20 protein-coding genes and 1 tRNA gene are annotated in these 21,884 nt (G+C 62.6%); 11 read left to right on the top strand and 10 right to left on the bottom strand.

What is annotated here, in order from left to right:
• Positions 1-129 precede the first annotated feature (129 nt).
• Positions 130-1,503 (bottom strand): UDP-glucose dehydrogenase family protein, encoded by a 1,374-nt coding sequence (locus QM659_RS14610; protein WP_415188969.1) that lies wholly within the window; start codon positions 1,501-1,503, stop codon positions 130-132.
• A gap of 273 nt (positions 1,504-1,776) precedes the next feature.
• Between QM659_RS14610 and QM659_RS14605 the strand changes: the two genes are divergently transcribed.
• A complete protein-coding gene (locus QM659_RS14605; RefSeq protein ID WP_415188968.1) occupies positions 1,777-2,436 on the top strand; it encodes a glutathione S-transferase family protein in 660 nt (219 codons plus the stop codon).
• A gap of 44 nt (positions 2,437-2,480) precedes the next feature.
• Here the strand turns inward: QM659_RS14605 and serB are convergent, their stop codons facing one another.
• Entirely contained in the window at positions 2,481-3,389 is a 909-nt protein-coding gene (gene serB, locus QM659_RS14600; protein ID WP_415188967.1) for a phosphoserine phosphatase SerB, read from the bottom strand.
• A gap of 128 nt (positions 3,390-3,517) precedes the next feature.
• On the opposite strand from serB, the gene miaA reads away from it, so the two are divergent.
• From miaA to QM659_RS14575, 5 genes are all read left to right on the top strand, one after another.
• Positions 3,518-4,468 (top strand): tRNA (adenosine(37)-N6)-dimethylallyltransferase MiaA, encoded by a 951-nt coding sequence (gene miaA / locus QM659_RS14595; protein ID WP_415188966.1) that lies wholly within the window; start codon positions 3,518-3,520, stop codon positions 4,466-4,468.
• A gap of 179 nt (positions 4,469-4,647) precedes the next feature.
• Positions 4,648-6,411, top strand: a complete 1,764-nt coding sequence (locus QM659_RS14590; protein WP_164729911.1) for an acetolactate synthase 3 large subunit — start codon at positions 4,648-4,650, stop codon at positions 6,409-6,411.
• A 71-nt stretch (positions 6,412-6,482) separates the two neighbouring features.
• Positions 6,483-7,031, top strand: a complete 549-nt coding sequence (gene ilvN / locus QM659_RS14585; protein ID WP_127076883.1) for an acetolactate synthase small subunit — start codon at positions 6,483-6,485, stop codon at positions 7,029-7,031.
• 163 nt (positions 7,032-7,194) lie between these two features.
• A complete protein-coding gene (gene ilvC / locus QM659_RS14580; protein ID WP_415188973.1) occupies positions 7,195-8,253 on the top strand; it encodes a ketol-acid reductoisomerase in 1,059 nt (352 codons plus the stop codon).
• A 453-nt stretch (positions 8,254-8,706) separates the two neighbouring features.
• The gene (locus QM659_RS14575) at positions 8,707-9,069 is read left to right on the top strand and encodes a hypothetical protein (protein ID WP_127076881.1); all 363 of its coding nucleotides are present in this window, start codon (positions 8,707-8,709) and stop codon (positions 9,067-9,069) included.
• Positions 9,070-9,388: 319 nt separating this feature from the next.
• Here the strand turns inward: QM659_RS14575 and QM659_RS14570 are convergent, their stop codons facing one another.
• Together QM659_RS14570 and nagZ are read right to left on the bottom strand one after the other, a co-directional pair.
• Entirely contained in the window at positions 9,389-10,249 is an 861-nt protein-coding gene (locus tag QM659_RS14570; RefSeq protein WP_415188972.1) for a segregation and condensation protein A, read from the bottom strand.
• Between the two features lie 141 nt (positions 10,250-10,390).
• Positions 10,391-11,404, bottom strand: coding sequence for a beta-N-acetylhexosaminidase (gene nagZ / locus QM659_RS14565; RefSeq protein WP_415188965.1), 1,014 nt, complete (start codon positions 11,402-11,404; stop codon positions 10,391-10,393).
• A 603-nt stretch (positions 11,405-12,007) separates the two neighbouring features.
• Between nagZ and QM659_RS14560 the strand changes: the two genes are divergently transcribed.
• Positions 12,008-12,997 (top strand): MDR family oxidoreductase, encoded by a 990-nt coding sequence (locus QM659_RS14560; RefSeq protein ID WP_415188964.1) that lies wholly within the window; start codon positions 12,008-12,010, stop codon positions 12,995-12,997.
• 131 nt (positions 12,998-13,128) lie between these two features.
• The gene (locus tag QM659_RS14555; protein WP_415188963.1) at positions 13,129-14,211 is read left to right on the top strand and encodes a DUF2157 domain-containing protein; all 1,083 of its coding nucleotides are present in this window, start codon (positions 13,129-13,131) and stop codon (positions 14,209-14,211) included.
• Positions 14,212-14,245: 34 nt separating this feature from the next.
• On the opposite strand, the gene QM659_RS14550 is transcribed toward QM659_RS14555, so the two are convergent.
• Entirely contained in the window at positions 14,246-14,755 is a 510-nt protein-coding gene (locus QM659_RS14550) for a GNAT family N-acetyltransferase (protein WP_415188962.1), read from the bottom strand.
• A complete protein-coding gene (locus QM659_RS14545) occupies positions 14,752-15,858 on the bottom strand; it encodes a polysaccharide deacetylase family protein (RefSeq protein ID WP_415188961.1) in 1,107 nt (368 codons plus the stop codon). The genes QM659_RS14550 and QM659_RS14545 overlap by 4 nt, the downstream gene beginning before the upstream one ends.
• Before the next feature lie 354 nt (positions 15,859-16,212).
• Between QM659_RS14545 and QM659_RS14540 the strand changes: the two genes are divergently transcribed.
• On the top strand, positions 16,213-16,488 hold the full coding sequence (locus tag QM659_RS14540; protein ID WP_303482155.1) for a hypothetical protein: 276 nt from the start codon (positions 16,213-16,215) through the stop codon (positions 16,486-16,488).
• 22 nt (positions 16,489-16,510) lie between these two features.
• Here QM659_RS14540 and QM659_RS14535 read toward each other — a convergent pair whose 3' ends face one another.
• From QM659_RS14535 to QM659_RS14520, 4 genes are all read right to left on the bottom strand, one after another.
• Positions 16,511-16,786 carry a DUF1153 domain-containing protein gene (locus QM659_RS14535; RefSeq protein WP_127076874.1) on the bottom strand — a complete coding sequence of 92 codons (276 nt, stop codon included), beginning with the start codon at positions 16,784-16,786 and terminating at the stop codon, positions 16,511-16,513.
• Between the two features lie 180 nt (positions 16,787-16,966).
• Complete coding sequence (aceB, locus tag QM659_RS14530; protein WP_415188960.1) at positions 16,967-18,577, bottom strand: malate synthase A; 1,611 nt, start codon at positions 18,575-18,577, stop codon at positions 16,967-16,969.
• Positions 18,578-18,869: 292 nt separating this feature from the next.
• Positions 18,870-19,796 (bottom strand): RNA polymerase sigma factor RpoH, encoded by a 927-nt coding sequence (rpoH, locus tag QM659_RS14525; protein WP_303482147.1) that lies wholly within the window; start codon positions 19,794-19,796, stop codon positions 18,870-18,872.
• A gap of 103 nt (positions 19,797-19,899) precedes the next feature.
• Positions 19,900-20,979, bottom strand: coding sequence for an RluA family pseudouridine synthase (locus QM659_RS14520; protein ID WP_415188959.1), 1,080 nt, complete (start codon positions 20,977-20,979; stop codon positions 19,900-19,902).
• A gap of 110 nt (positions 20,980-21,089) precedes the next feature.
• Between QM659_RS14520 and QM659_RS14515 the strand changes: the two genes are divergently transcribed.
• Positions 21,090-21,410, top strand: a complete 321-nt coding sequence (locus QM659_RS14515; protein WP_415188958.1) for a hypothetical protein — start codon at positions 21,090-21,092, stop codon at positions 21,408-21,410.
• 312 nt (positions 21,411-21,722) lie between these two features.
• Positions 21,723-21,797: transfer RNA gene (locus QM659_RS14510), tRNA-Glu, on the top strand.
• Positions 21,798-21,884: the final 87 nt, after the last annotated feature.

Here is a 21,884-nt window from a genome sequence, read left to right as displayed (position 1 = left end):
GGGGGGAAGATCGCCGAGTGTGATGGATTGGCGCGAAGGGCAGCCGCGCCGAACAGATTATGCTGCAAGGTGTTCGCCGGCAGCGCCACGAGGGGCTGCCGCCGCGCCGACGAAACGACCGCGCCCGGCTTACGCCGTCGCCGTGTCGTCCGTTCCTTCGGTGAGGATGCCGTCGTTGCCGAAGGTCGATACGCCGTTCACGCGCGGCTTATCGGGACGGCCGACGCTCGTATAAGCAAAGCCCGCGTCGCGCGCGAGGTCGGCACGGTAGATGTTGCGAAGGTCCACCAGCACGTCGCCGCGCATCTTCTCCTTCAGCGCGGGAAGGTTGACGGCGCGGAACTCGTTCCATTCGGTGAGCACCACGGCAGCATCCGCCCCTTCGGCCGCTTCGAGAACGCTTTCGCACCAGACGAGGCCCGGCAACAGCGGCTCGGCCTGATGACGGCCCTGCGGGTCGTAGACGCGCACCGTCGCGCCGCGCTCCTGAAGCATCGGCACGATCACGAGGCTCGGCGCGTCGCGCATGTCGTCGGTGTTCTGCTTGAAGGTGACGCCCAGCACCGCCACCGTCTTGCCCGCGGCATCGCCGCCAAGCGCGCGGATCACGCGGTGCGCCATGGCGATCTTGCGCTCGTTGTTCACTTTCTCGACCTGCTCGACGAGCGTCAGCGGCGAGCGAGCCTCGCGCGCGGTGCGAGCGAGTGCGGAAACGTCCTTCGGGAAGCACGAGCCGCCGTAGCCCGGTCCCGGGTGCAGGAACTTGTCGCCGATGCGGCGGTCGGAGCCGATGGCGCTGGCCACCTGCTGCACATTAGCGCCAACCTCTTCGCACAGATCGGAAATCTCGTTGATGAAGCTGATCTTCATGGCAAGGAAGGCGTTCGCCGCATATTTCGCCAGCTCCGCGCTCTCGCGGCTGACGAACATCACGGGCGCGCTGCGCAGGCGGAGCGGCTCGTAAAGGCGTTCCAGAACCTCACGCGCGCGGTTGTCGTCCACGCCGACGAGCACGCGGTCGGGGTGCATGAAGTCCTGAATGGCCGAGCCTTCGCGCAGGAATTCGGGGTTCGAGCAAACGGCGAAATCAGCGTCCGGGCGGAGGCGGCGAACGCGGCGCTCGATCTCCCGGCTCGTGCCAACGGGCACCGTCGACTTGGTGGTGATGACCGTGAAGCCCGTCAGATGGGGGGCGATTTCCTCGACCGCCTGATAGACGTAGGAGAGGTCTGCGTAGCCGTCGCCGCGCCGCATCGGGGTTCCGACGGCAAGGAAGATGAGATCTGCCGCGCGCGCCACTTCGGCCAGCTCGGAGGTGAAACGCAGCCGCCCGGAACGCACGTTTTTATCCACGAGCACATCGAGCCCCGGCTCGTAGATCGGAATTTCGCCGCCGTTCAGCTTGTCGAGCTTGGAGGCGTCCTTTTCGACGCAGGTCACGTCCCAGCCGAATTCTGAGAAACAGGCGGCGGAGACAAGGCCGACATATCCGGCACCGATCATGCAAATGTTCACGGCGAGGCTCTCTCTATGTGCGGTTCGCACACTGTTTGCGGCTTCGCACCCATGAGGTGCGGCAATAACGCGATAAATCGCAAAGCGCGATTACTGCACCTTTTAAACGCTCGCCGCGGGCGACGCAATTGCGCCGCAACCCTCGCGTTCGCGGGTCCGCCCAAAGTCTGCTCAAGCTTATACAGATGCCTTGGGACGCTTCGCCACTTGCCTCGATCCCGCGCTTCGGGATTTATGTCCAAAAGCGCGGAGGACCGGCAGGTGCATAACGAAATCGTTCTCGTGATCGGAAACAAGGCGTGGTCGTCCTGGAGCCTTCGACCGTGGCTTGCGGCAAAGGTGGCTGGCATTCCGTTCCGCGAGGAGCACGTTCAGCTTCGGCAGCCCGACAGCGCGGCGCAGATCGCGCGGCATTCGCCCTCGGCGCGCGTGCCCGTGCTGAAGCGCGGCCCGCTCACGGTGTGGGACAGCCTCGCCATCTGCGAATACCTGGCTGAAATTTCAACGCATGTGAAGCTCTGGCCGGACGATGCGGCGGCCCGTGCCGTCGCCCGCTCGGTCGCGGCCGAGATGCATTCGAGCTTCCACGCGTTGAGAAAAGAGCTGTCGATGGACTTTCACGCGCGCGTCGATGGCGTCGAGCCCTCGGATGCGGCGAAGGCCGATATCGCACGCATCGTCGCTGTGTGGCGGGATGCGCGCAAGGCTTACGGCGCGGGCGGCCCGTTCCTTTTCGGCGCGTTCTCGATCGCGGATGCGATGTATGCGCCGGTTGCGACACGGTTTCGCACCTACGGCGTCGACCTCGCCGCGTTCGGCGATGACGGCACGGCGGCAGCCTATGCGCACCAAGTGCTGGACTTGCCCGCGATGCACGACTGGGGCCAGGGCGCAGCGCGCGAGGGGATCGCAGCGCGGTAGCTATGCAGAAGGGCAGGCGGCGCCTTTCGGCGCTGCCGACTGCTTCACGTGATCGAGGTCACGAAATCCGCGCGCTTGTAGCCCTGGAAAAACAGCAGTGTCGTCAGTTCGGTGTAGCGCACCTGGGTGTCCGCTTCCGCCGCCACGACGGGCTTCGCGCGAAAGGCAACGCCGAGGCCCGCCGCCTTCAGCATGGAAAGGTCGTTCGCGCCGTCGCCGACCGCGATGGCGTCCTCCGGCGAAAGGCCATTCGCGGCGGCCTCTTCGTTCAGTGCCGCGAGCTTCGCCTCGCGTCCGAGGATCGGCTCGGCCACGCCTGCGAGCTTGCCGTCTTCCCAGACGAACTGGTTGGCGCGGTTCTTCGCGAAACCGGCCATGCCCCCGACGGCGCGCGTGAAATAGGTAAAGCCGCCCGATACCAGCACCGTATGCGCACGATGCGCGTTCATGGTCTCGACCAGCGCCTGCGCGCCGCGATTGAGCGTGATGCGCTCGGCGAGGACGCGCGAAAGCTCGGTCTTCGGTAAGCCGATCAGGAGCGCGATGCGTTCGTGCAGCGCGTCGGCGAAATCGAGTTCGCCGCGCATGGCGCGTTCGGTGATCGCTGCGACCTGCGGCTTTATGCCGGCAAAATCGGCGATTTCATCAAGGCACTCCTGCGCGATGATGGTCGAGTCCATGTCCGCGATGAGCATGCGCTTCCTGCGGCCCTGTGCAGCTTGCACGCAGAAGTCCACCGGCGCATCGCCGACCGCAGCCGCGACCGCCTGTTTCAGGTCGGCTTCGGCAACCTTTTCGTCCGGCCCGAGCGGCAGGATCAGGTCCAGCGCCTCGCCTTCGGACAGCCAGCCGAATTCGAGATCGCCATTCAGGTCGCGTTGCAGTTGCGCGGAGAGATCGAGGAGAAGATCCTTCGATTCGGGCGCGGCAGTGAGTGTGATGGCGATGTCCATGGGGAGACTGACTTGATCCGGTTTTTATGTGCAAGTGCGAAAAGAATGCGCTCTTCATATCGCAGGGGGAACCCGTGCCGCAAGGGCAGGTTTGCCGCTCGTGGCTGCTGCATCTTCAAGGCTCCGCGATGACGGACGACAAACCGAAAGCAGTCTTGATCATCGGCGCGACGGCGAGCGGCAAGTCGGCGCTGGCGCTCGATGTCGCGGAGCGGTTCGGCGGCGTGGTGATCAACGCCGATTCGATGCAGGTCTACGCGGAGCTGCGCATCGTCACGAACCGGCCAGTGCCTGCGGAGGAGGCGCGCGCGCCGCACCGGCTTTACGGGTTTCGCCCCGCGCGCGAACCCTATTCGACCGCGCTGTGGCTGGCGGATGTCGCGCGCGAGCTCGCGGAGGCCAGGGCGCGGGGGCTTCTGCCGGTGATCGTCGGCGGCACGGGGCTCTATTTCAAGGCGCTGACGGAGGGCCTGTCCGCCATTCCCGAGATCGCGGCCGACATCCGCGCACATTACAGGCTGCGCGCCGAGACGGAACCGGCGGAGGCGCTTCACGCCGAGCTTCTGCGCCGCGACGCCGCCACTGCCGCAACCATCCGGCCGAGCGATCCGCAGCGCATCGCGCGCGCTCTCGAAGTGCTGGAAGCGACCGGCCGTCCGCTCTCCTGGTGGCACGCTCGGAAGGAACCGCCGCTGCTATCGGCGGCGGACGTGCTCCCGGTCGTGGTCGAGAGGGACCGCGCCGCGCTTTACCGTCGCTGCGACGAAAGGTTCGACCGCATGATCGCGGCAGGCGCTATCGAGGAAGCGCGGACCGTCGATGCGCTATGCCTCGATGCGTCGCTTCCCGCGATGCGCGCGGTTGGCCTGCCGCCTCTGATCGCGTTCGCGCGCGGTGAGATTTCCCTCGACGAAGCGGCCAATCGCGCGAAGACGGCGACACGCAATTACGCGAAACGTCAGCTTACCTGGATCAGGAATAATTTTATTTCGCAATACGCGCACATTACGCAAGAATCGCAAGGAACAAAAAGTGAAATCAATCTATTTATCCGAAATCGCTTGACCGCATCTTGCTAAAGGATTAGCGCAATCGCAACAGAAGCGTGGTTGCCGTCACATTAACATGAGCATGGACAGCAGAAGCGCCCGAGAGCCTTGGCTCTCGCGGTGGTTTGTTGTCCTGTCGCTTCCATGTACGGCTTCCAGCATCCGAAGGTGGGGCGGTCGAAAAGGCCGCGTTTGACTGGAGTTTTTCTATGGCACGCGCGATGACGGGCGCAGAAATTGTTCTGCAGGCCCTCGCCGATCAGGGCGTCGAACATATTTTCGGCTATCCGGGCGGCGCCGTACTTCCAATTTACGACGAGATTTTCAAGCAGAGCGGCATCAAGCACTTCCTCGTGCGGCATGAGCAGGGTGCGACCCACGCGGCCGAAGGTTATGCGCGCTCCTCCGGCAAGGTTGGAGTCGTGCTCGTCACATCGGGCCCCGGCGCGACAAACGCCGTCACCGGGCTCGCCGACGCGCTGATGGATTCCATCCCGCTCGTCTGCATCACGGGGCAGGTCGGCACCGGCCTCATCGGCTCCGACGCCTTCCAGGAATGCGACACGGTCGGCATCACGCGCCCCTGCACGAAGCATAATTATCTCGTCAAGGACGTGAACGACCTCGCGCGGATCCTGCACGAGGCGTTCTATGTCGCGCAGAATGGCCGCCCCGGCCCGGTCGTCATCGATATCCCGAAGGACGTCCAGTTCGCGAAGGGCACCTATATCGGCCCGAACAAGGTCGTTCACAAAACCTACCGCCCGCAGGTGAAGGGCAGCCCGCAGGCGATCCGCGACGCGGTTGACCTCATCGCGGGCGCGAAGAAGCCGATCTTCTATACGGGCGGCGGCGTCATCAACTCCGGTCCGGCGGCATCGAAGCTCCTGCGCGAGTTCGTCGACCTGACGGGCTTCCCGATCACGTCCACGCTGATGGGGCTTGGCGCCTATCCGGCCTCGTCGAAGCAGTGGCTCGGCATGCTCGGCATGCACGGCACCTACGAAGCCAACATGGCGATGCACGATTGCGATGTGATGATCTGCGTCGGCGCGCGCTTCGACGACCGCATCACCGGGCGGCTGAACGCCTTTTCGCCGAACTCGAAGAAGATCCACATCGACATCGACCCGTCGTCGATCTCGAAGAACGTCCGCGCCGACATCCCGATCGTCGGCGATTGCGGCTACGTGCTCGAAGAATTGCTTCGCGTCTGGCGCTCGCGCGCTCCACAGATCGACAAGAAGGCGATCAAGGCTTGGTGGACGTCGATCGAGGGTTGGCGCTCGCGCGACTGCCTCAAGTACAAGAAGCGCGATGACGTGATCATGCCGCAATACGCGGTGGAGCGGCTTTACGAACTCACGAAGAACCGCGACACTTACATCACGACCGAGGTCGGCCAGCATCAGATGTGGGCGGCGCAGTTCTACCGCTTCGACGAACCCAACCACTGGATGACAAGCGGCGGTCTCGGCACGATGGGCTACGGCCTGCCGGCGGCTGTCGGCGTGCAGGTGGCGCACCCGGAAAGCCTCGTCATCGACATCGCGGGCGAGTCTTCGGTGATGATGACGATGCAGGAGATGTCGACGGCGGCGCAGTATGGCTTGCCGATCAAGATCTTCATCCTGAATAACGAATATATGGGCATGGTGCGCCAGTGGCAGGAACTGCTGCACGGCGGGCGTTATTCCCATTCCTACGCCGAGGCGCTGCCCGACTTCGTTAAACTGGCCGAGGCGTATCATTGCGTCGGCATTCGTGCCGAGAAGCCCGACGAACTCGACGACGCGATCATCGAGATGATCAATTCGCCGAAGCCGGTACTGTTCGACTGCCGCGTGTCGAAGCTCGCCAATTGCTTCCCGATGATTCCGTCGGGTGAGGCGCACAACAACATGCTGTTCGGCGACGAACTCGCCAGCGAAGACATCGAACTCGCCTTCTCGAAGGGCAAGGCGCTCGTCTAAAGCGGTCCGTCGGGCGTCCGGCTTCCCGCCGCGAAGCCCGCCGACGCGGCCCAAAGTTGAGGTGGGATAGAATGAACAAGATGGAATGGGGTCCGGCGATGCCCTTGGACAATCCGCAGGAACGCGTTGAGCGGCATACGATTTCGGTGCTCGTCGACAACGAGCCGGGCGTTCTCGCGCGTGTCATCGGCCTGTTCGCCGGGCGCGGCTACAACATCGACAGCCTGACGGTGACGGAGGTGAGCCGCGAGGCCGGCGCGTCGCGCATCACCATCGTCACCACGGGGTCCGTCGAGATCATCGACCAGATCAAGAGCCAGCTCGGTCGCCTCGTGCCGGTGCATGGCGTGACCGATCTCACCGTCAAGGGCGATCCCATCGAGCGCGAGCTTGCGCTCGTCAAGGTTGCCGGCAAGGGCGACAAGCGCGTCGAAAGCCTGCGCCTCGCCGAAGCCTTCCGCGCGAAGGTGGTGGATGCGACGGTCGATCATTTCGTCTTCGAGATCACCGGCAAGGTGTCGAAGATCGACACGTTCATCGGCCTCATGAAGCCGCTGGGCCTCGTCGAGATCGCGCGAACCGGCGTCGCCGCCATCTCGCGCGGCCCCGAAGGAATGTAGCAGCCCGTGAAGGCAGGCCGCCTTCGCGCAAACTCTCGGCGCAGCGGAAGATCTTGCCCGCAAAATCGAGGGAAGTTCGATTGACCTTTGGGCGGCGGCTTTCTAAGCCAGTGCCCAACTCAGAGCGTACCGCGTCCTTCGGCATCACGATCACGCCCGCGCCCTGAAAATTCCAAAAGAGACGCTGAAAAAGGGAAAGACCATGCGCGTTTACTATGATCGCGACGCCGACATCAATCTTATCAAGGGCAAGAAAGTCGCCATCGTCGGCTACGGCAGCCAGGGCCACGCTCACGCGCTCAACCTGCGCGACTCCGGTGTTCCCGATGTCGTCGTGGCGCTTCGCAAGGGCTCGGCTTCCGCGAAGAAGGCCGAGGGCGAGGGCCTGCGCGTGCTGGAAGTCGCGGACGCGGCCAAGTGGGCCGACGTGGTGATGATCCTCACGCCGGACGAGCTTCAGGCCGATATCTATCGCGATCACCTGCATGCCAATCTGAAGGAAGGCGCGCTGCTCCTGTTCGCGCACGGCCTCAACGTGCACTTCAACCTGATCGTGCCGCGCGCCGACCTCGACGTCGGCATGGTCGCGCCGAAGGGCCCGGGCCACACCGTTCGCGGCGAATATGCGCGCGGCGCGGGCGTGCCGTGTCTTATCGCGGTCGCGCAGAATTCGAGCGGCAACGCGCACGAACTCTGCCTGTCCTATGCGAGCGCCATCGGTGGCGGCCGCGCGGGCATCATCGAGACGTCTTTCAAGGAAGAGTGCGAGACCGACCTGTTCGGCGAGCAGGCCGTGCTTTGCGGCGGCGTGGTCGAGCTGATGCGCTCGGGCTATGAGACGCTCGTCGAAGCGGGCTATGCGCCGGAAATGGCGTATTTCGAATGCGTCCACGAGATGAAGCTGATCGTCGACCTCATCTATGAGGGCGGCATCGCGAACATGAACTACTCGATCTCGAACACGGCGGAATACGGCGAATATGTCTCCGGCCCGCGCGTCGTCACGCCTGCGTCGAAGGCGGCCATGAAGGACGTGCTCTCCGACATCCAGAGCGGCAAGTTCGTCCGCGACTGGATGCTTGAGAACAAGGTGAGCCAGACGAGCTTCAAGGCGCAGCGCGCGAAGTGCGACAGCCACCCGATCGAGGAGACCGGCAAGAAACTCCGCTCCATGATGCCGTGGATCGCCGAGCGCGCGCTCGTGAACAAGGCGAAGAACTAGACGGACGCCTTTGGCGTTTGCGTGCTTCAAAAGACGCGCAAGCTCATCAGCCGCAAAATCGAGGCCGGTTCCCTTCGGGGGCCGGCCTTTTTGTTTCAGTGCCTTATGCAGGCACCGGTTGGACACGCACCCCGAGCCGGCAACCCATTCATCTGCCGTGCGTCATATATAAAAGGCTTAATTACGTCCGAGCTTGCGTCTCTCACATGTTTTCCACGGTAAATATGTCCATAAGTGCGGCCAAATGAAACTTTGACATATATTTCAACAGTAAAGCATTGGCGGTAACTCTTTATTGACCAACCGTCGCCTTGCTTCGCGCCCCCGTTATGTTACCCGATCAAGCTGGCGGAAGCTGAGCGCCGCAGCCTTTTTCAGTCGGAAAGCGGGGGCATTGCCGATGATCGCTTGCTTCTCCGCAGTGATAGCTTTGCTCGCAAGATGGAGTGAGACATGCGATTTCTAGCAGTTCTATTGGCCGTGGCGGTAACTGCCACGATGACACTTCCGGCGTCCGCGCAACACGGGCGCAAGTCCAGCCAGTATGAAAGGGAGAGGGAAGCACGAGCCGCCTGCCGCGAACCGGTTCGCGCCGCCGGCGATGCCTATTATGTCATCCGCTCGGCGCGCCGTTCGGCCATCAAGCGTTGGCAGGAGCAGGTCATCAACGCGCATGGCGAGCGCTTCATCACCTGGGAAAATGCAAAGGTGGTTGAGTATCATTGCGACCCGGCGCGTGTCGGCGGTGGCCAGCAGATCTGGAATCTCAAGCGCTGCGTGATCGTCGCCCGCCCCTGCCGGAACGACGGTTTCTGAGCGGAAGATTTTGCAACAAAACGTGACTTGCTCGCAGAGGCAGGAAGCGGAAAAATCCGAGACAAGCATCCCCCCAAGATGCTTTCCCCACGAGCCTGAAGCTGGACCCTGTTCGTCTCGACGAACGGGGTCTTTTATTTGGCCTTATCGCAAGATCGGACGCCGCGAACCGCGCCCCCCGGTTCGCGCACGCCGAATTCGGTCGCTGGGATGTCCACCCGGTCCGACTCAGCGCATCGATGCCGGATTCAACCGCGGGCTGAATCTTCAGCCGATCGTGTGTGTCCGGTGCGGGCGTAAGCTGAGAACAGGCGCGGGATCAGGCCGCGTTTTCGGCGGGGCCGACGTCGGCGATGCCGGCTTCTTCAGTCGCGCCGCCCAAGGGTTCGTCGCCCGTCACGTCGACGCCAAGCACGTCCATGCCGTTCGGCTTGTCGGTCAGCCACTTCAGATAAAGCGGCCCGAAGGCCCGATCCTGCCGCAATTCGAGATAGCCCTCGCGCGCCAGCTCCAGCGTGGCGCCGAAGCTCGACGCCGTAACCGTATTGGCGAGCGTCGGCGACGGCTTGTATTCTTCAAGGAAGGTGTCGAGTTCCGCCCAGTCCGGCAATTTGCCGAGGAGCTTCGACAGCCGGTCGCGCGCCATCTTGATCGACCACACCACGCGCCCGCCCCATTTCACCTCGGTGACGGCGGTGCGCTGTCGCTGCTCGGCGTACGCCTTCAGCAGGTCGAAGATGCTGGCCTGATAGACGCTCGACCGCACGATGCGGATCCCTTCCGGCATGCCGCGCGAAAAAAGGTCGACGCCGAGGCGCTTGCGGCCCATCAGGCTCGCCAAGGCTTCGCGCATGGCTTCGAGGCGCTTCAGGCGGAAGGCGAGTTGCGCCGCGAGTTCCTTGCCGGTCGGCCCGTCCTGCGGCTGTTCCTGCTCCGGCAGAAGAAGCTTCGATTTCAGGTAGGCGAGCCAGGCCGCCATCACCAGATAGTCGGCGGCGATTTCAAGCCGAAGCGCGCGCGCCGCCTCGATATAGGCGAGGTACTGGTTCGCAAGGTCGAGGATCGATAGTTTCGCGAGATCGACCTTCTGCGTTCGCGCGAGTTGCAGGAGCAGGTCGAGCGGGCCTTCGAAGCCGTCGAGTTCGAGTAGGAGGATGTCAGCCTCGTCTTCCGGCTCGATACGCTCCGGCGCGTCCCAGCTATCGACGGCGTCGGCGCCGCGTGCCGGCTGCGCCGCCCGCGCTTCGTTGCTTCCGCCGTTATCCGTCTCGTCGCTCACGCGAATCTCCGCTTGACACCTCGCGCGATCACTTTGAGCGATTCACGCGAAGGCTGCCAGCGATTTGGCGCGGGCTTCCTCAGCTGCCGCAAGGTCGAAGCTTCGCGGCGCCTTCAGGCGGGCGAGAGCGGCCTCGAAACGCCGCCGCGCATCGCCTTCGAGCACGGGCGACTCGGCAGCCACGGCGCGCATCTCGTCGAGATCGCCGGTGCAGTGAAGCGCAAGGTCGCAACCCGCCGCGAGTGCCGCGCGCGCATTTTCGCCCGGCGTGCCCTTCAGCGCCTTCATGGTGAGGTCGTCGCTCATCAGAAGGCCGTCGAAACCGATAGTGCCCCGGATCACCTCGCGGATCGCCTTCTCGGAGACGGTGACGGGCGCAGCAGGGTCGACGGCGGTGAAAACGACATGCGCCGTCATCGCCATGGGAAGGTCGTTCAGCGCGCGGAAGGGCGCGAAATCGTGCGCTTCAAGCTCGGCAAGCGGCGTGTGGACGACGGGCAGCGCGAGATGGCTGTCCGCCATGGCGCGGCCGTGCCCCGGGATGTGCTTCATGATCGGCAGGATGCCCTGCGCGAGAAGCCCGTCGGCCACCGCGCGGCCGAGCGCGATCACGGTTTCGACATCCTCCCCATAGGCGCGGTCCCCGATGATGTTGTCCGCGCCGGGGACGGGCACATCGAGCACGGGCGCTGCGGTCGTATTGAAGCCGAGGCTTGCGAGGTCCGCCGCCATGGCCTGCGCGCAAAGCTTTGCCGCTTCGGCGCCTTGGTCCGCGCCATCGATAGCGCAGAATGCACGCGCGGGCGGATATTTCGGCCAGTGCGGCTCGCGAAGGCGCTGCACGCGTCCGCCCTCCTGATCCACCATGACGATCATGCGCCCGTCGCCGCCGGTCGCCTCCTGCGCCTCGGCGATGAGCGCGGCGACCTGATCGGGACTGTCGACGTTCCGTCCGAAAAGAATGACGCCGGCGGGCCGCGTCTCGCTGAGGAAAGCCCGCTCCTCGGGCTTCAGCGCATGGCCTGCCAGACCGCAGATGAATGCACGCCGTGTCAAAAATGCCTCCAGGATCGCATATTCGTTTGCGACGAGACTATAGGCTCGTTTCGGAGGGGGGACAACGCGCGGTTGCGCGGTCATTTGCGAGGGTTAACGGGATCGCGGCTGGCAGGGAAGATGCGCATCACCTCTCCGGGGATGCCGACCGAAGAGGCCCGCATCACGACGCACCGCGACGGGTCAGAGCACACCGAGCACGAATGCCGCCAGAAACGCGAAGACCCCAAGCGTTGTGATTCGAACGAGCTCAACAGACAAGGACATCTGCATGCCTCCTTCGTGATGTTTGACCCTTCGGAAAAGGATCGGTCCTCTTAGGCGGAAGTGCAAATGTTTTCCATTGTGCGCTGCACCTAACGTGCTGCGATATAAGGCAAATAATTGCTTTAAGCTATTGCCGAGCGCGACGCCGTCCCAATTGAAACCCGCGTGCAACCGAACTGTTTTGCGTTTTGCCCCCGCTTTAGCACCGCTTTGCTTTCTTTGGGGGTGCGCCTAAAGGCTGTGGCGTGCCATGTCGCGGGAAGGCGCGAACATTCCTATAATCGCGAAAACCGCCCGTAAGCGGGCATTCCCGTTCCCATAGCGACGAGTTCGGCCATGACGGAAAAGTTCGAAGCGCTCCTTCTCACGAAAACCGACAGCGGCCAGACCGTCGCGTGGACCGAGCTTTCGGAAGCGGACCTCATGCCGGGCGATGTCACGGTGCGCGTCACACATTCGACCGTGAATTACAAGGACGGCCTCGCCATCACGGGGAAGGCTCCGGTGGTCCGGCGCTGGCCCATGGTGCCGGGCATCGACTTCGCAGGGATCGTGGAAAGCTCGTCGCATCCTGAATTCAAGACCGGCGACGAGGTGGTGCTGAACGGCTGGGGCACGGGCGAAACCCATCTCGGCGGCTATGCGCAGTTCTCCCGCGTGACGGGCGATTGGCTGGTGCCGCTGCCCGCCGGGCTTTCGCGCGCTGAGGCGATGGCCATCGGCACGGCGGGTTATACTGCGATGCTGAGCGTGCTGGCCCTCGAAGCGCATGGCGTGACGCCCGACAAGGGGCCGGTCCTTGTCACGGGCGCTTCCGGCGGCGTCGGCAGCGTCGCGGTCGCCCTGCTGTCGAAGCTCGGCTTCACGGTGATCGCCTCGACCGGACGCCCGGAAGAGGAAGGCTACCTGAAGTCGCTCGGTGCGTCTGAGATCGTGGCGCGGCAGGAGCTTTCGGCGCCGGGCAAGCCGCTCGGGCGCGAGCGATGGGCGGGCGCGGTCGATTCGGTCGGCAGCCATACGCTCGCGAATGTTCTCGCGCAGACGAAATACGGCGGCACGGTCGCCGCCTGCGGGCTCGCGCAAGGCTTGGACCTGCCCGCAAGCGTCGCGCCGTTCATCCTGCGTGGCGTGACGCTGGCGGGCATCGATTCCGTGCTGGCGCCGAAGGCGAAGCGGCTCGAAGCCTGGGCGCGACTTGCGCAAGATCTCGACCGCGCGAAACTCGCGGCACTCACCACGACGCATCCCTGGAAGGATGCCGTCACGCTTGCCGAGGACATCATAGCGGGAAAGATCCGCGGCCGCGCCGTGCTTGAGGTGGCTTAGGCGGAGCAGTCGCGGCGCGCCCTTTATTTCCGGCTGCACTGGCCGGACCATGGCTCGCCACCCTTTTGCCGTCGCATTGCGAGCCTATACATGGGCCGCGCAATGGAACTCCATAGGCAGAGGTGGCCGGCATGAGCGTGGTGGTAGTCGGCAGGAACCAGGCAAAAGCGATCTTGAACGCGGTCGCCGCCTGGAAGCAGGATGGTGTGCTTGACCCCGCCGCAGCCGAGCGCCTCGCCAGTACCCTCGTCGTGCGCGGCTTCGACTGGAAAGCGCTGGCGAAATATTGCTTCTGGGTTGCGCTTGTCTGCGTCGTCACCGCGGTTGGGGCTGTCCTCGCCGACGAGCAACTGCTTGCCCTGTTGAGGAGACTTTTTTCTGCCCCCTATCAGGCAAAAAGTGCGGCGCTCAGCGTCCTTGCGGGAGCCTTCTACTGGCTCGGAGCGCGACGGCGTGAGGTAAGCCCGCACAAGGTGTTCAGCAACGAAGCCATCATGGCGCTGGGTGGCGTGGCGACGGTGGGTGCGGTCGGCCAGTTGTCATACGCTTTCGACGCCGGAAAGGGACACCTCTCGCTGCTGCTTTTGCTGGCCTCACTGATCTATGCGGCAGTCGCGCTCTGGTCGCGCTCGAACCTGATCTGGATCTTTGCGCTGCTAAGCCTGGGTAGCTGGATGGGCGCTGAGTCCGGCTATGTCTCCGGTGTCGGCATGTATTACCTCGGAATGGACTACCCCATTCGTTTCGTCGCCTTCGGAGCATTCCTTGCCGTAGCAGGCGTCCTTGTTGAAAGGTCCGGCCGGTTTCCGGATTTTGCCCGCTCTACGCTTGTCGTCGGACTTCTCTACTTCTTCTGCGCTCTCTGGATCCTGTCTATCTTCGGCTATCAGGTTGATTTCAGGCGTTTTGTCAGGAGCGACGACCTCGAATTGGCGTTGTGGTCCCTCGCCTTCGGCCTCGCTGCGCTTGCCGCCATAGTCTACGGGCTCAGGTTCGAGCACGGAACGATCAAGGGCTTCGGCCTCACCTTCCTCGGCATCGCCCTTTATACAAAGTTTTTCGAACATTTCTGGGACGGCACTCACAAGGCCATCTTCTTTGCGATCCTTGCGGCAAGTTTCTGGCTACTTGGCAGCCGAGCCGAGAAAATCTGGCACGTCGGGGTGCGCAAGCCGTCGTCGCCGACGACGGCGTCCGCCGATCAAAACGCTTGATGAGCCGATTTCCAATCGCACCGCTCGACCGCGATCAAAACAGCCGCTTGCGCATGAAAATCTCGTCCGACTCGTCGATCGCGAGCTTGTCGAGCACGCCGACGCTCTCGAAACCGAAGCGGCGATACAGCGCTTCCGCGCGCGTGTTGAAAGTGGAGACGCAGAGCCAGAGCTGACGGGCGCCGCCCTTTCGCGCCTCGTCCTCCATCCATTGCAGCAGGCGGCACCCAAGTCCGCGCCCCTGAAACTCCGGCAGCACGCAGAAAAGCTGGAGATACGGCCCGTGCAGGAATGGATGCTGGATCGCGACGATACCCGCGAGACGCCCGTCCTGCAGAACCTCGAAACGCTGAAGGGCGGGAACCTCCCGTTGCAGCGACGCGGCGATGCTGGGCGCGCTCCAGTTTACGACCGACCAGGGCGGTATCGCCGCCATCGCGGCGCCGAGCGCCTTTGCGTGGCCAGGCTTGAGCGGCCTCAAGATGAGCGCGTCGCCGAGATCGTGGCTCACGTTATCGAAAGGGCTGTTCGTTGATGTCGTCATGGCCTGTCCGCCGAGATCGGGGCGGCCGGGTGCGTGGTTGCCGGAGCGGTGCTCCTGACATCCGCGCCCCAGCCTGTCGGCGCAGGGGCGTGCTTACTGCCTGCAACCGGGGGCGGTGCCGCGTTATGCGCGCGGTCAAGCGGGAAGAGCTTGTCGTATTTCACATTGTCCCCCGGCTTCAGCTCGTAGCAGCTATCCTTGATTACAGGCTCGCCCTTTGCGATCAGTTCGCTCACCGTAGCAAAGCCGAAGCCGCGCTTTCGCAGCTCCTCGATCATGCGCGGCAGCGCTTCGGCTGTGTGGTGGCCGCGTCCGTTCGCATGCATCACGATGATCGAGCCGGGTTTCGCGGCGGCGGCGCTTTTCGCGATCGCTTCGGCGCTCTGGGTGGGCGCCGGGTCTCCGGTCGGGATATCCCACTGGATGGCGAGCAGCCCGGCGTCGTTTACCGCGTCGAGCGCCTCGGTGTTGCATGTGCCGAAAGGAAAGCGAAAGACGAGCGGGCGGCTGGCGTCGACCGGGCCTGTGCCGGGCCTGTAGCAGCTTCGCCCCGAAAGCTTTCGGCGAAGGTGATCATCCGCGTGGAGATTCAGCGCAAGGTCGCGCCGCATCTCATCCGGCGGCAGGAGGCGGAAATTCCGGTGCGTCCAGCTATGTGCGCCCACTTCGAACAGCGGATCGGCCATGAGTTGCTGGGCGCGCTCGCTGTGATCCATGAGCCACTTTCCGCTCGCAAAAAACGTCGCCTTCACGCCGGATTTCCGCAGCGTGTCGATGATAGGCGCGTCGTAGCCCGACACCTCCCACGCGTTCTCGCAGAGGTCGAAAGTGAGGGCTACCAATTTTTCACCGGGCGGAAGTTTCACGCTGCGAATGGACCCGCGCAGGGCCGGCGCCACAGGCGCAAGCGGGGCAACTTCGTTGCGCGGTTCGATCGCGGGATCGTAAGTCTCTCGGTGGACAGCCTTTTCTCCCGGCTTGCCAGCCAGTTCGACGGCCGACCAGCACGCCCCGCCTGCCTCGTGACCCTGCGCAAGGGCATCGAAGGAGCAAGCAACGGCGGCGGATATACATAGGGTGGCAAAGTGGGCAAGGCGGCTCATGCTCGTTGTTCTCTCTGGCTTGAACAGCTTCTACTGCCCGGAACAAATTTGTATTGCACTCCGGCGAAGTTGCTCGCAAACTCCGTAATGCGCCTATTCGATTTGGCGCGTTCTTCAAGGGTGATACGACGATGGCAAAGAAACCTGAAGCGAAGCCGAAGGAAGCCCCGAAGCCAAAAGGCAAAGCCGAAGAGAAGGCCCCGCCCAAAAAAGCCGGAAAAAAATAGATTTGTGCACGAGGAAAAGGAGGAAGAGAACTCTTCCCCTTTTTCGGCTTCCTCCTGTAAGCATAGCGCGTGTCACCGTCGTCACACCTGACTAGAGGAACCCATGCGGCTTGCTTGCAGGATATTCATGATCGCGCCTTTCGCGCTGTTGCCGGCGTCCGCTTTCGGCATATCCGTGATCAATCGCGAAGCTACCGATCAGACCTTGATCGTCATTGAAGGCGACAAACAGGCGGAGCAGATCATCAAGGCGGGGGAGCAGCTCACGCTTTGCGAGAAAAGCTGCGTGATCCGTTTGGCCGATGGCGAGGATTACGAGTTCGACGGACCCGAGACCGTATCACTTGAAGACGGGTTGCTCTTCCTCGACAACGCCGGTGAGCAGGGCAAGGCGGCGCAATAGGAAGCCGCCGCCTTTTTGCGCCTCAGTTCCGATAGTCCTGAACCTTCGTCGCCCGAAGGCCCGGCAAGCCGTGCCGGTCTATGAGACGTTGCCAGCTCAGAAACTCGTCGATCGTCAGCTTGTAGCGCTTGCAGGCGTCGTCGAGGCTCAAAAGGCCGCCGCGAACAGCCGCGACCACCTCAGCCTTGCGGCGGATTACCCAGCGTTTCGTATTCGGAGGTGGAAGATCCGCTATGGTGAGCGGACTCCCGTCGGGACCGAGCACATAGCGAAGGCGAGGGCGGAACAAGTCGGTCATAGTACTCTCACACGCGATCAAAGACCTGAGGTGAACTTTATTGCGACCTATTTAAAACGTGCTTAACCGGGTTGGTATAAAAAACCTTCCTGTCTGCTACCTTTGGTAGCCATTTTTATGGAAGCAATCCAAGATTGCGTTTTCGAGGCCCGTTTTACTGCTTTGGTAAGACATCCCGTTTCATTCGATCAGCTTATAGGCAGGAAGCGTCAGAAACGCGTTGAGCTCCCCGCTTATGACAAGGTCGCGGAACAAGACGATCGCTTCCTGAAAGCGTCCGTTGTCAAAATCGGCGCCAAGCTTTTCATGGAGCTTGAGCATCTCGTCGGAGATGATCTCCTCGATCAGCTCGGGAGTAACCTTGCGGCCATCTTCCAGCTTCGCGCCATGATGCAGCCACTGCCAGTTCTGCGTGCGGGAAATCTCTGCCGTCGCCGCGTCTTCCATCAAATTATACAAAGGCACAGCGCCATTCCCCCGCAGCCATGCCTCGATATACTGTATGCCGACGCGCGTATTGACGCGAAGCCCTTCCTCCGTGCGCGTGCCGTCGTGCGGCTGGAGAAGTTCCGCCTGCCCGATTGCGACATCTTCGCGCAACCTGGAAAGCTGGTTCTTTTGCGGCATGTGCTCGTCGAAAACGGCAAGCGCGACCGGCACGAGATCGGGATGCGCCACCCACGTGCCGTCATGGCCATAGGTCACCTCGCGCAGCTTGTCCTCGCGAACGGCGGCAAGAGCCTTCTCGTTCACGTCCGGATCCCGGCGGTTCGGGATGAACGCCGACATGCCGCCCATGGCGAACGCCCCGCGCCGGTGACACGTCTGAATCAGAAGTTCCGCGTAGGCTTTGAGAAACGCCTTGCTCATCACAACCTGCCCGCGGTCGGGCAGGATACGGTCTGCCTTCGTGCGGAGCGTCTTGATATATGAAAATATGTAGTCCCAGCGCCCGCAATTGAGGCCGACGATATGGTCACGAAGCTCGTAGAGAATTTCATGCATTTCGAAGACGGCCGGTAACGTCTCGATCAGAACCGTTGCCTTGATCGTGCCAACGCGAAGCTGCAGGTGTTCTTCGGCGAACAGGAAGACTTCGTTCCAGAGGCGCGCTTCGAGGTGGCTTTCCATCTTCGGGAGATAGAAGTACGGGCCGCTGCCCTTCGCCAGCGCTGCGTTCGCGTTGTGAAAGAAATAGAGGCCGAAATCGAACAGCGCACCCGCCACCGGCTGCTTGTCCACCGTCACATGCCGTTCGACGAGATGCCACCCGCGCGGGCGCACTATCAGCACAGCCGGGTTCGGCCCCACCGCGTAGGATTTGCCAGTATCTTCCTCGGTGAAATCGATCTCGCCGCGCCAGTAATCGGCAAGGTTGATCTGGCCTTCGACGACGTTCGCCCAGGTGGGGGACAGCGAATCCTCGCAATCGGCCATGAACGCTTTCGCGCCCGAATTCAGCGCGTTAACGATCATCTTGCGCGTCGTTGGCCCGGTAATCTCCACGCGACGGTCGGTGAGGTCGTCCGGGATGGCCGCGATGGTCCAGTCCACCTCGCGGATCTTTTTCGTCTCCGGCAGGAAATCGGGAAGCGCGCCGCTGTCCCACGCCGCCTGCCTGGCGCCTCTCGCCTGCATGAGTTCGTGCCGCCGGGGTTCAAAGCGGCGGTGAAGCTCGGCGATGAATTCGAGGGCAGGCGCGGTCAGCACCCGGTCGTAGCCCCGTTCGATCGGGCCAGCGATCTTCATGCCTTCGGGCAAGGCGAGGTGCAGGATCGGCGCAGCAGGCATGGTCGTTCTCCCATTCGAGGCCAAGCCTCGTTTCGATCCATTCAAATGCAGTCGACCAGGCGCGTCCATACCCACTGAGTAGTACAACCGGGTGAAATCTTCGGTCTATGTGGGACGTCCAATTTGAGCGGGGCCGCCAATAAATGAAAAGGTTATCGCTGGCGGAGCCTTCCACCTGCGAAGCGAAGGCGCACCGAACGATTGCGACCGGCCGAGAAGGGCGGCGGAAACGCACCGAGTCACAAAAAAAGCCAGCGCGAGAGCTGGCTTTTCGACATCTTGAGCGTAGCGATTAATTCGCCGCCGAAGCCTGGAACGCTGGCATCCCGCCACCGGAAACCGGACTGCGCGGCGCTTCCGCCTTGAGAGCGGCCTTCTGAACCGCCTTCTGCACCTTCTCGAAAGCGCGCACCTCGATCTGCCGGATTCGCTCCCGGCTGACGTTGAACTCGGCCGAAAGCTCTTCGAGCGTGAGCGGATCGTCAGCAAGGCGGCGCGCCGTGAAAATGCGGCGTTCGCGCTCGTTCAGGCCTTCCATTGCCGCTTCGAGATATTCACGGCGGCGGCTCATCTCCTCGCTTTCGGCGAGTTGCGTCTCCTGATCCGGGCCTTCATCGACGAGCCAGTCCTGCCACTCACCGCTTTCCGAGTCGGCACGAAGCGGAGCATTCAGCGACGCGTCGCCGCCAAGGCGACGGTTCATCGACACCACGTCCTCTTCCGGTACGCCGAGGTTGGTCGCGATGGTCTTGACCTGATCGGGGCGCAGATCGCCTTCCTCCAGCGCCTGCAACTGGCTCTTCGCCTTGCGCAGGTTGAAGAAAAGCTTCTTCTGGCTCGCCGTGGTGCCCATCTTCACGAGGCTCCAGGAGCGCAGAATATATTCTTGAATGGCAGCGCGTATCCACCACATAGCATAGGTGGCAAGGCGGAAGCCCTTGTCGGGATCGAAGCGTTTGACGGCCTGCATGAGGCCCACGTTCCCTTCGGAAATGACCTCACCGATCGGAAGACCATAGCCGCGGTAGCCCATGGCGATACGAGCCACAAGGCGAAGGTGCGACGTCACAAGCTTCTGCGCTGCCTTTGCATCTTCATGCTCTTGCCAACGTTTGGCGAGCATGTATTCTTGCTGAGGCTCAAGCATCGGAAAACGCCGGATCTCTTCGAGATACCGGGCGAGACCACCGCTTGCGGCGACTGACGGCAATGAACTCATGCTTCAAACCCTCCGCATCGGATGAACCGCTGCCGTTGGAGAACTCGTTCGCGTTTCCGGAACGATTGATCTCACCTTACGCTCACCGCTTTCCGACTGCATCTTAATTCTTGGACAGTTTTGCATCGAACCTTTCAAGAGCATTACACAATTGCGCGATGTCTTCGGGCAGCGGGCTCTCGAAAGATAGAACCTTCCGCGACAAAGGATGTTCGAACCTTAAGCCAGCAGCATGGAGCGCCTGTCTTTCGGCACACGCAAACTGTCTTGCCGCTTCCCCGGGAAGGGCGAGTGCTTTCGTTCTAAACCCAGACCCGTAAACGGAATCCCCTACCAATGGGACGCCGATATGTGCGAGATGAACCCGCACCTGATGAGTGCGACCGGTTTCAAGCTTGCACCTAAGGACACTCAAGGCAGCCGGATTGTTCCCTTTCCCGGTTGCTGCGGCGCTTTGGCTTTCCCGTTTTCCAAGCCGGAAGACGCGCTCGGTCGTGTAAACCGTGGCGGCCTCGCGTCCGCCGCTGCGCACGACCGCCATCTTGACGCGCGATCCCGGATGACGAGCGATCTGCGCCTCGATTCGCCCGGATCTTGGTTGCGGCTCGCCCCACACCAGCGCCAGATATTCACGGCGGAGCGCGCCCGTTCTGCCGTGATCGGCGAACTGCGCCGCAAGGCTGCGATGCGCCCTGTCGGTTTTGGCGACGACCATCAGCCCGCTCGTGTTCTTGTCGAGCCGATGCACGATCCCGGGCCGCGTGACACCGCCAATGCCTGAAAGACTGTCACCGCAATGCGCGATCAGCGCGTTGACGAGCGTGCCGTTGGGATTGCCCGCACCCGGATGCACGACGAGGCCCGCCGGCTTATCGATCACGATCAAGCTGGCGTCCTCGTAAACGACATCGAGGTCGATGGCCTCGCCCTCGACGGCGTAATCCTCAGCGGGCGGCGTCGTGACCTGGAACGTGTCGCCAGGGCGGACCTTCGCACTTGGATCGGTCGAGGGCTCCGCCCCAAGCCCGGCAGCAAGGCGCAACACGTGTCCCCCGCGAATAAGATCTTGCAGGCGTGCCCGGCTTTGTGTCTCTATCCGGCTTGCGAGGAAACGATCGAGGCGCACGCCGGCATCGTCTTCGGAAGCTTCGTGCCGGGCGGGAGAAAAATCGTCGCTCGTCATCAAACCGTCTTCTGCCCCCTCTTGAACGCCGTACCCGGACTGGATTCACCACCCCCATGACAAACGCTCAAAGCCCGGTCCCCGGCCCCTGGACACCCGAACGCGTCCGCATGCTCAAGATCGCCGTCACGATCATGACGACCTTGCTGATCGCCGGCATCATCGCGCTTGTTTACGGTGTGGCGCGGCAAGCAGCTAAACTCAGCTCCAGCCCGGCATCCGCGACCAAACCCATTGTCGCGAACCCGGCCTCGATCACGACCACGCCCTATGCCCAAACGCTCGCTTTCGGGCAGGGCGAACTCAAGAGCGTATCCGCCGATAACGGATCAATCATTCTGCACTACAAGGGGGAGGGAAGCGACACGATTGTCGTACTGGACCCGCTAAATGGGATCGAGCGCGGCAGGTTTCAAGTCCCCCGCCGATAAGATACAGCTCGCGGCCATTTACGCCCTGAGGTCGGGCTTTTCGTTTGCAGACGGCGCTATTCCTTCGTTCGTGCACATAACCGGTCGTTGCGTATCCGACCGAACCGATGCCTTGGCTAAGCTCGGACATTGGTTCGCGAGCTGGCATGCAAGCTTCGGAATTCCAAACAGCCATCAAGCCGGGCGACGAATTGTCAAAAGGCCCATTTCCAGCGGCGAGCCGACCGTTTCCAGCTGCACAAGTTTCGGTGTGTGTCTTCTGTTTTAGCGCTTGATCGCTGACGCAGCGCACTCTAATGTAAGCGCTCGCTCGCCCCGTTCGTCTAGCGGTCAGGACGCGGCCCTCTCACGGCTGAAACAGGAGTTCGATTCTCCTACGGGGCGCCATTTCCGAACAAAAGAGAGAACTGCGAGCGGAGTTTGTCCGGGCTCGCCTGACGCGGCTCTGGCGAGGATCGCCCTTGAGCCGATGAT

Source organism: Rhodomicrobium sp., assembly GCF_047605405.1.
In the GTDB taxonomy this organism is placed as follows: domain Bacteria; phylum Pseudomonadota; class Alphaproteobacteria; order Rhizobiales; family Rhodomicrobiaceae; genus Rhodomicrobium; species Rhodomicrobium lacus.
The sequence above is the reverse complement of the archived record's forward strand: the minus strand, read 5'-3'. Positions and strand labels throughout refer to the sequence as shown.

Bases quoted from the DNA above. Each gene is read 5' to 3' on its own strand.
- QM659_RS14610 (WP_415188969.1), bottom strand. From the start codon at position 1,503: ATGATCGGTGCCGGATATGTCGGCCTTGTCTCCGCCGCCTGTTTCTCA.
- serB (WP_415188967.1), bottom strand. From the start codon at position 3,389: ATGGACATCGCCATCACACTCACTGCCGCGCCCGAATCGAAGGATCTT.
- miaA (WP_415188966.1), top strand. From the start codon at position 3,518: ATGACGGACGACAAACCGAAAGCAGTCTTGATCATCGGCGCGACGGCG.
- QM659_RS14590 (WP_164729911.1), top strand. From the start codon at position 4,648: ATGGCACGCGCGATGACGGGCGCAGAAATTGTTCTGCAGGCCCTCGCC.
- ilvN (WP_127076883.1), top strand. From the start codon at position 6,483: ATGAACAAGATGGAATGGGGTCCGGCGATGCCCTTGGACAATCCGCAG.
- QM659_RS14575 (WP_127076881.1), top strand. From the start codon at position 8,707: ATGCGATTTCTAGCAGTTCTATTGGCCGTGGCGGTAACTGCCACGATG.
- QM659_RS14560 (WP_415188964.1), top strand. From the start codon at position 12,008: ATGACGGAAAAGTTCGAAGCGCTCCTTCTCACGAAAACCGACAGCGGC.
- QM659_RS14555 (WP_415188963.1), top strand. From the start codon at position 13,129: ATGAGCGTGGTGGTAGTCGGCAGGAACCAGGCAAAAGCGATCTTGAAC.
- QM659_RS14550 (WP_415188962.1), bottom strand. From the start codon at position 14,755: ATGACGACATCAACGAACAGCCCTTTCGATAACGTGAGCCACGATCTC.
- QM659_RS14545 (WP_415188961.1), bottom strand. From the start codon at position 15,858: ATGAGCCGCCTTGCCCACTTTGCCACCCTATGTATATCCGCCGCCGTT.
- QM659_RS14540 (WP_303482155.1), top strand. From the start codon at position 16,213: ATGATCGCGCCTTTCGCGCTGTTGCCGGCGTCCGCTTTCGGCATATCC.
- QM659_RS14535 (WP_127076874.1), bottom strand. From the start codon at position 16,786: ATGACCGACTTGTTCCGCCCTCGCCTTCGCTATGTGCTCGGTCCCGAC.
- aceB (WP_415188960.1), bottom strand. From the start codon at position 18,577: ATGCCTGCTGCGCCGATCCTGCACCTCGCCTTGCCCGAAGGCATGAAG.
- rpoH (WP_303482147.1), bottom strand. From the start codon at position 19,796: ATGAGTTCATTGCCGTCAGTCGCCGCAAGCGGTGGTCTCGCCCGGTAT.
- QM659_RS14520 (WP_415188959.1), bottom strand. From the start codon at position 20,979: ATGACGAGCGACGATTTTTCTCCCGCCCGGCACGAAGCTTCCGAAGAC.
- QM659_RS14515 (WP_415188958.1), top strand. From the start codon at position 21,090: ATGCTCAAGATCGCCGTCACGATCATGACGACCTTGCTGATCGCCGGC.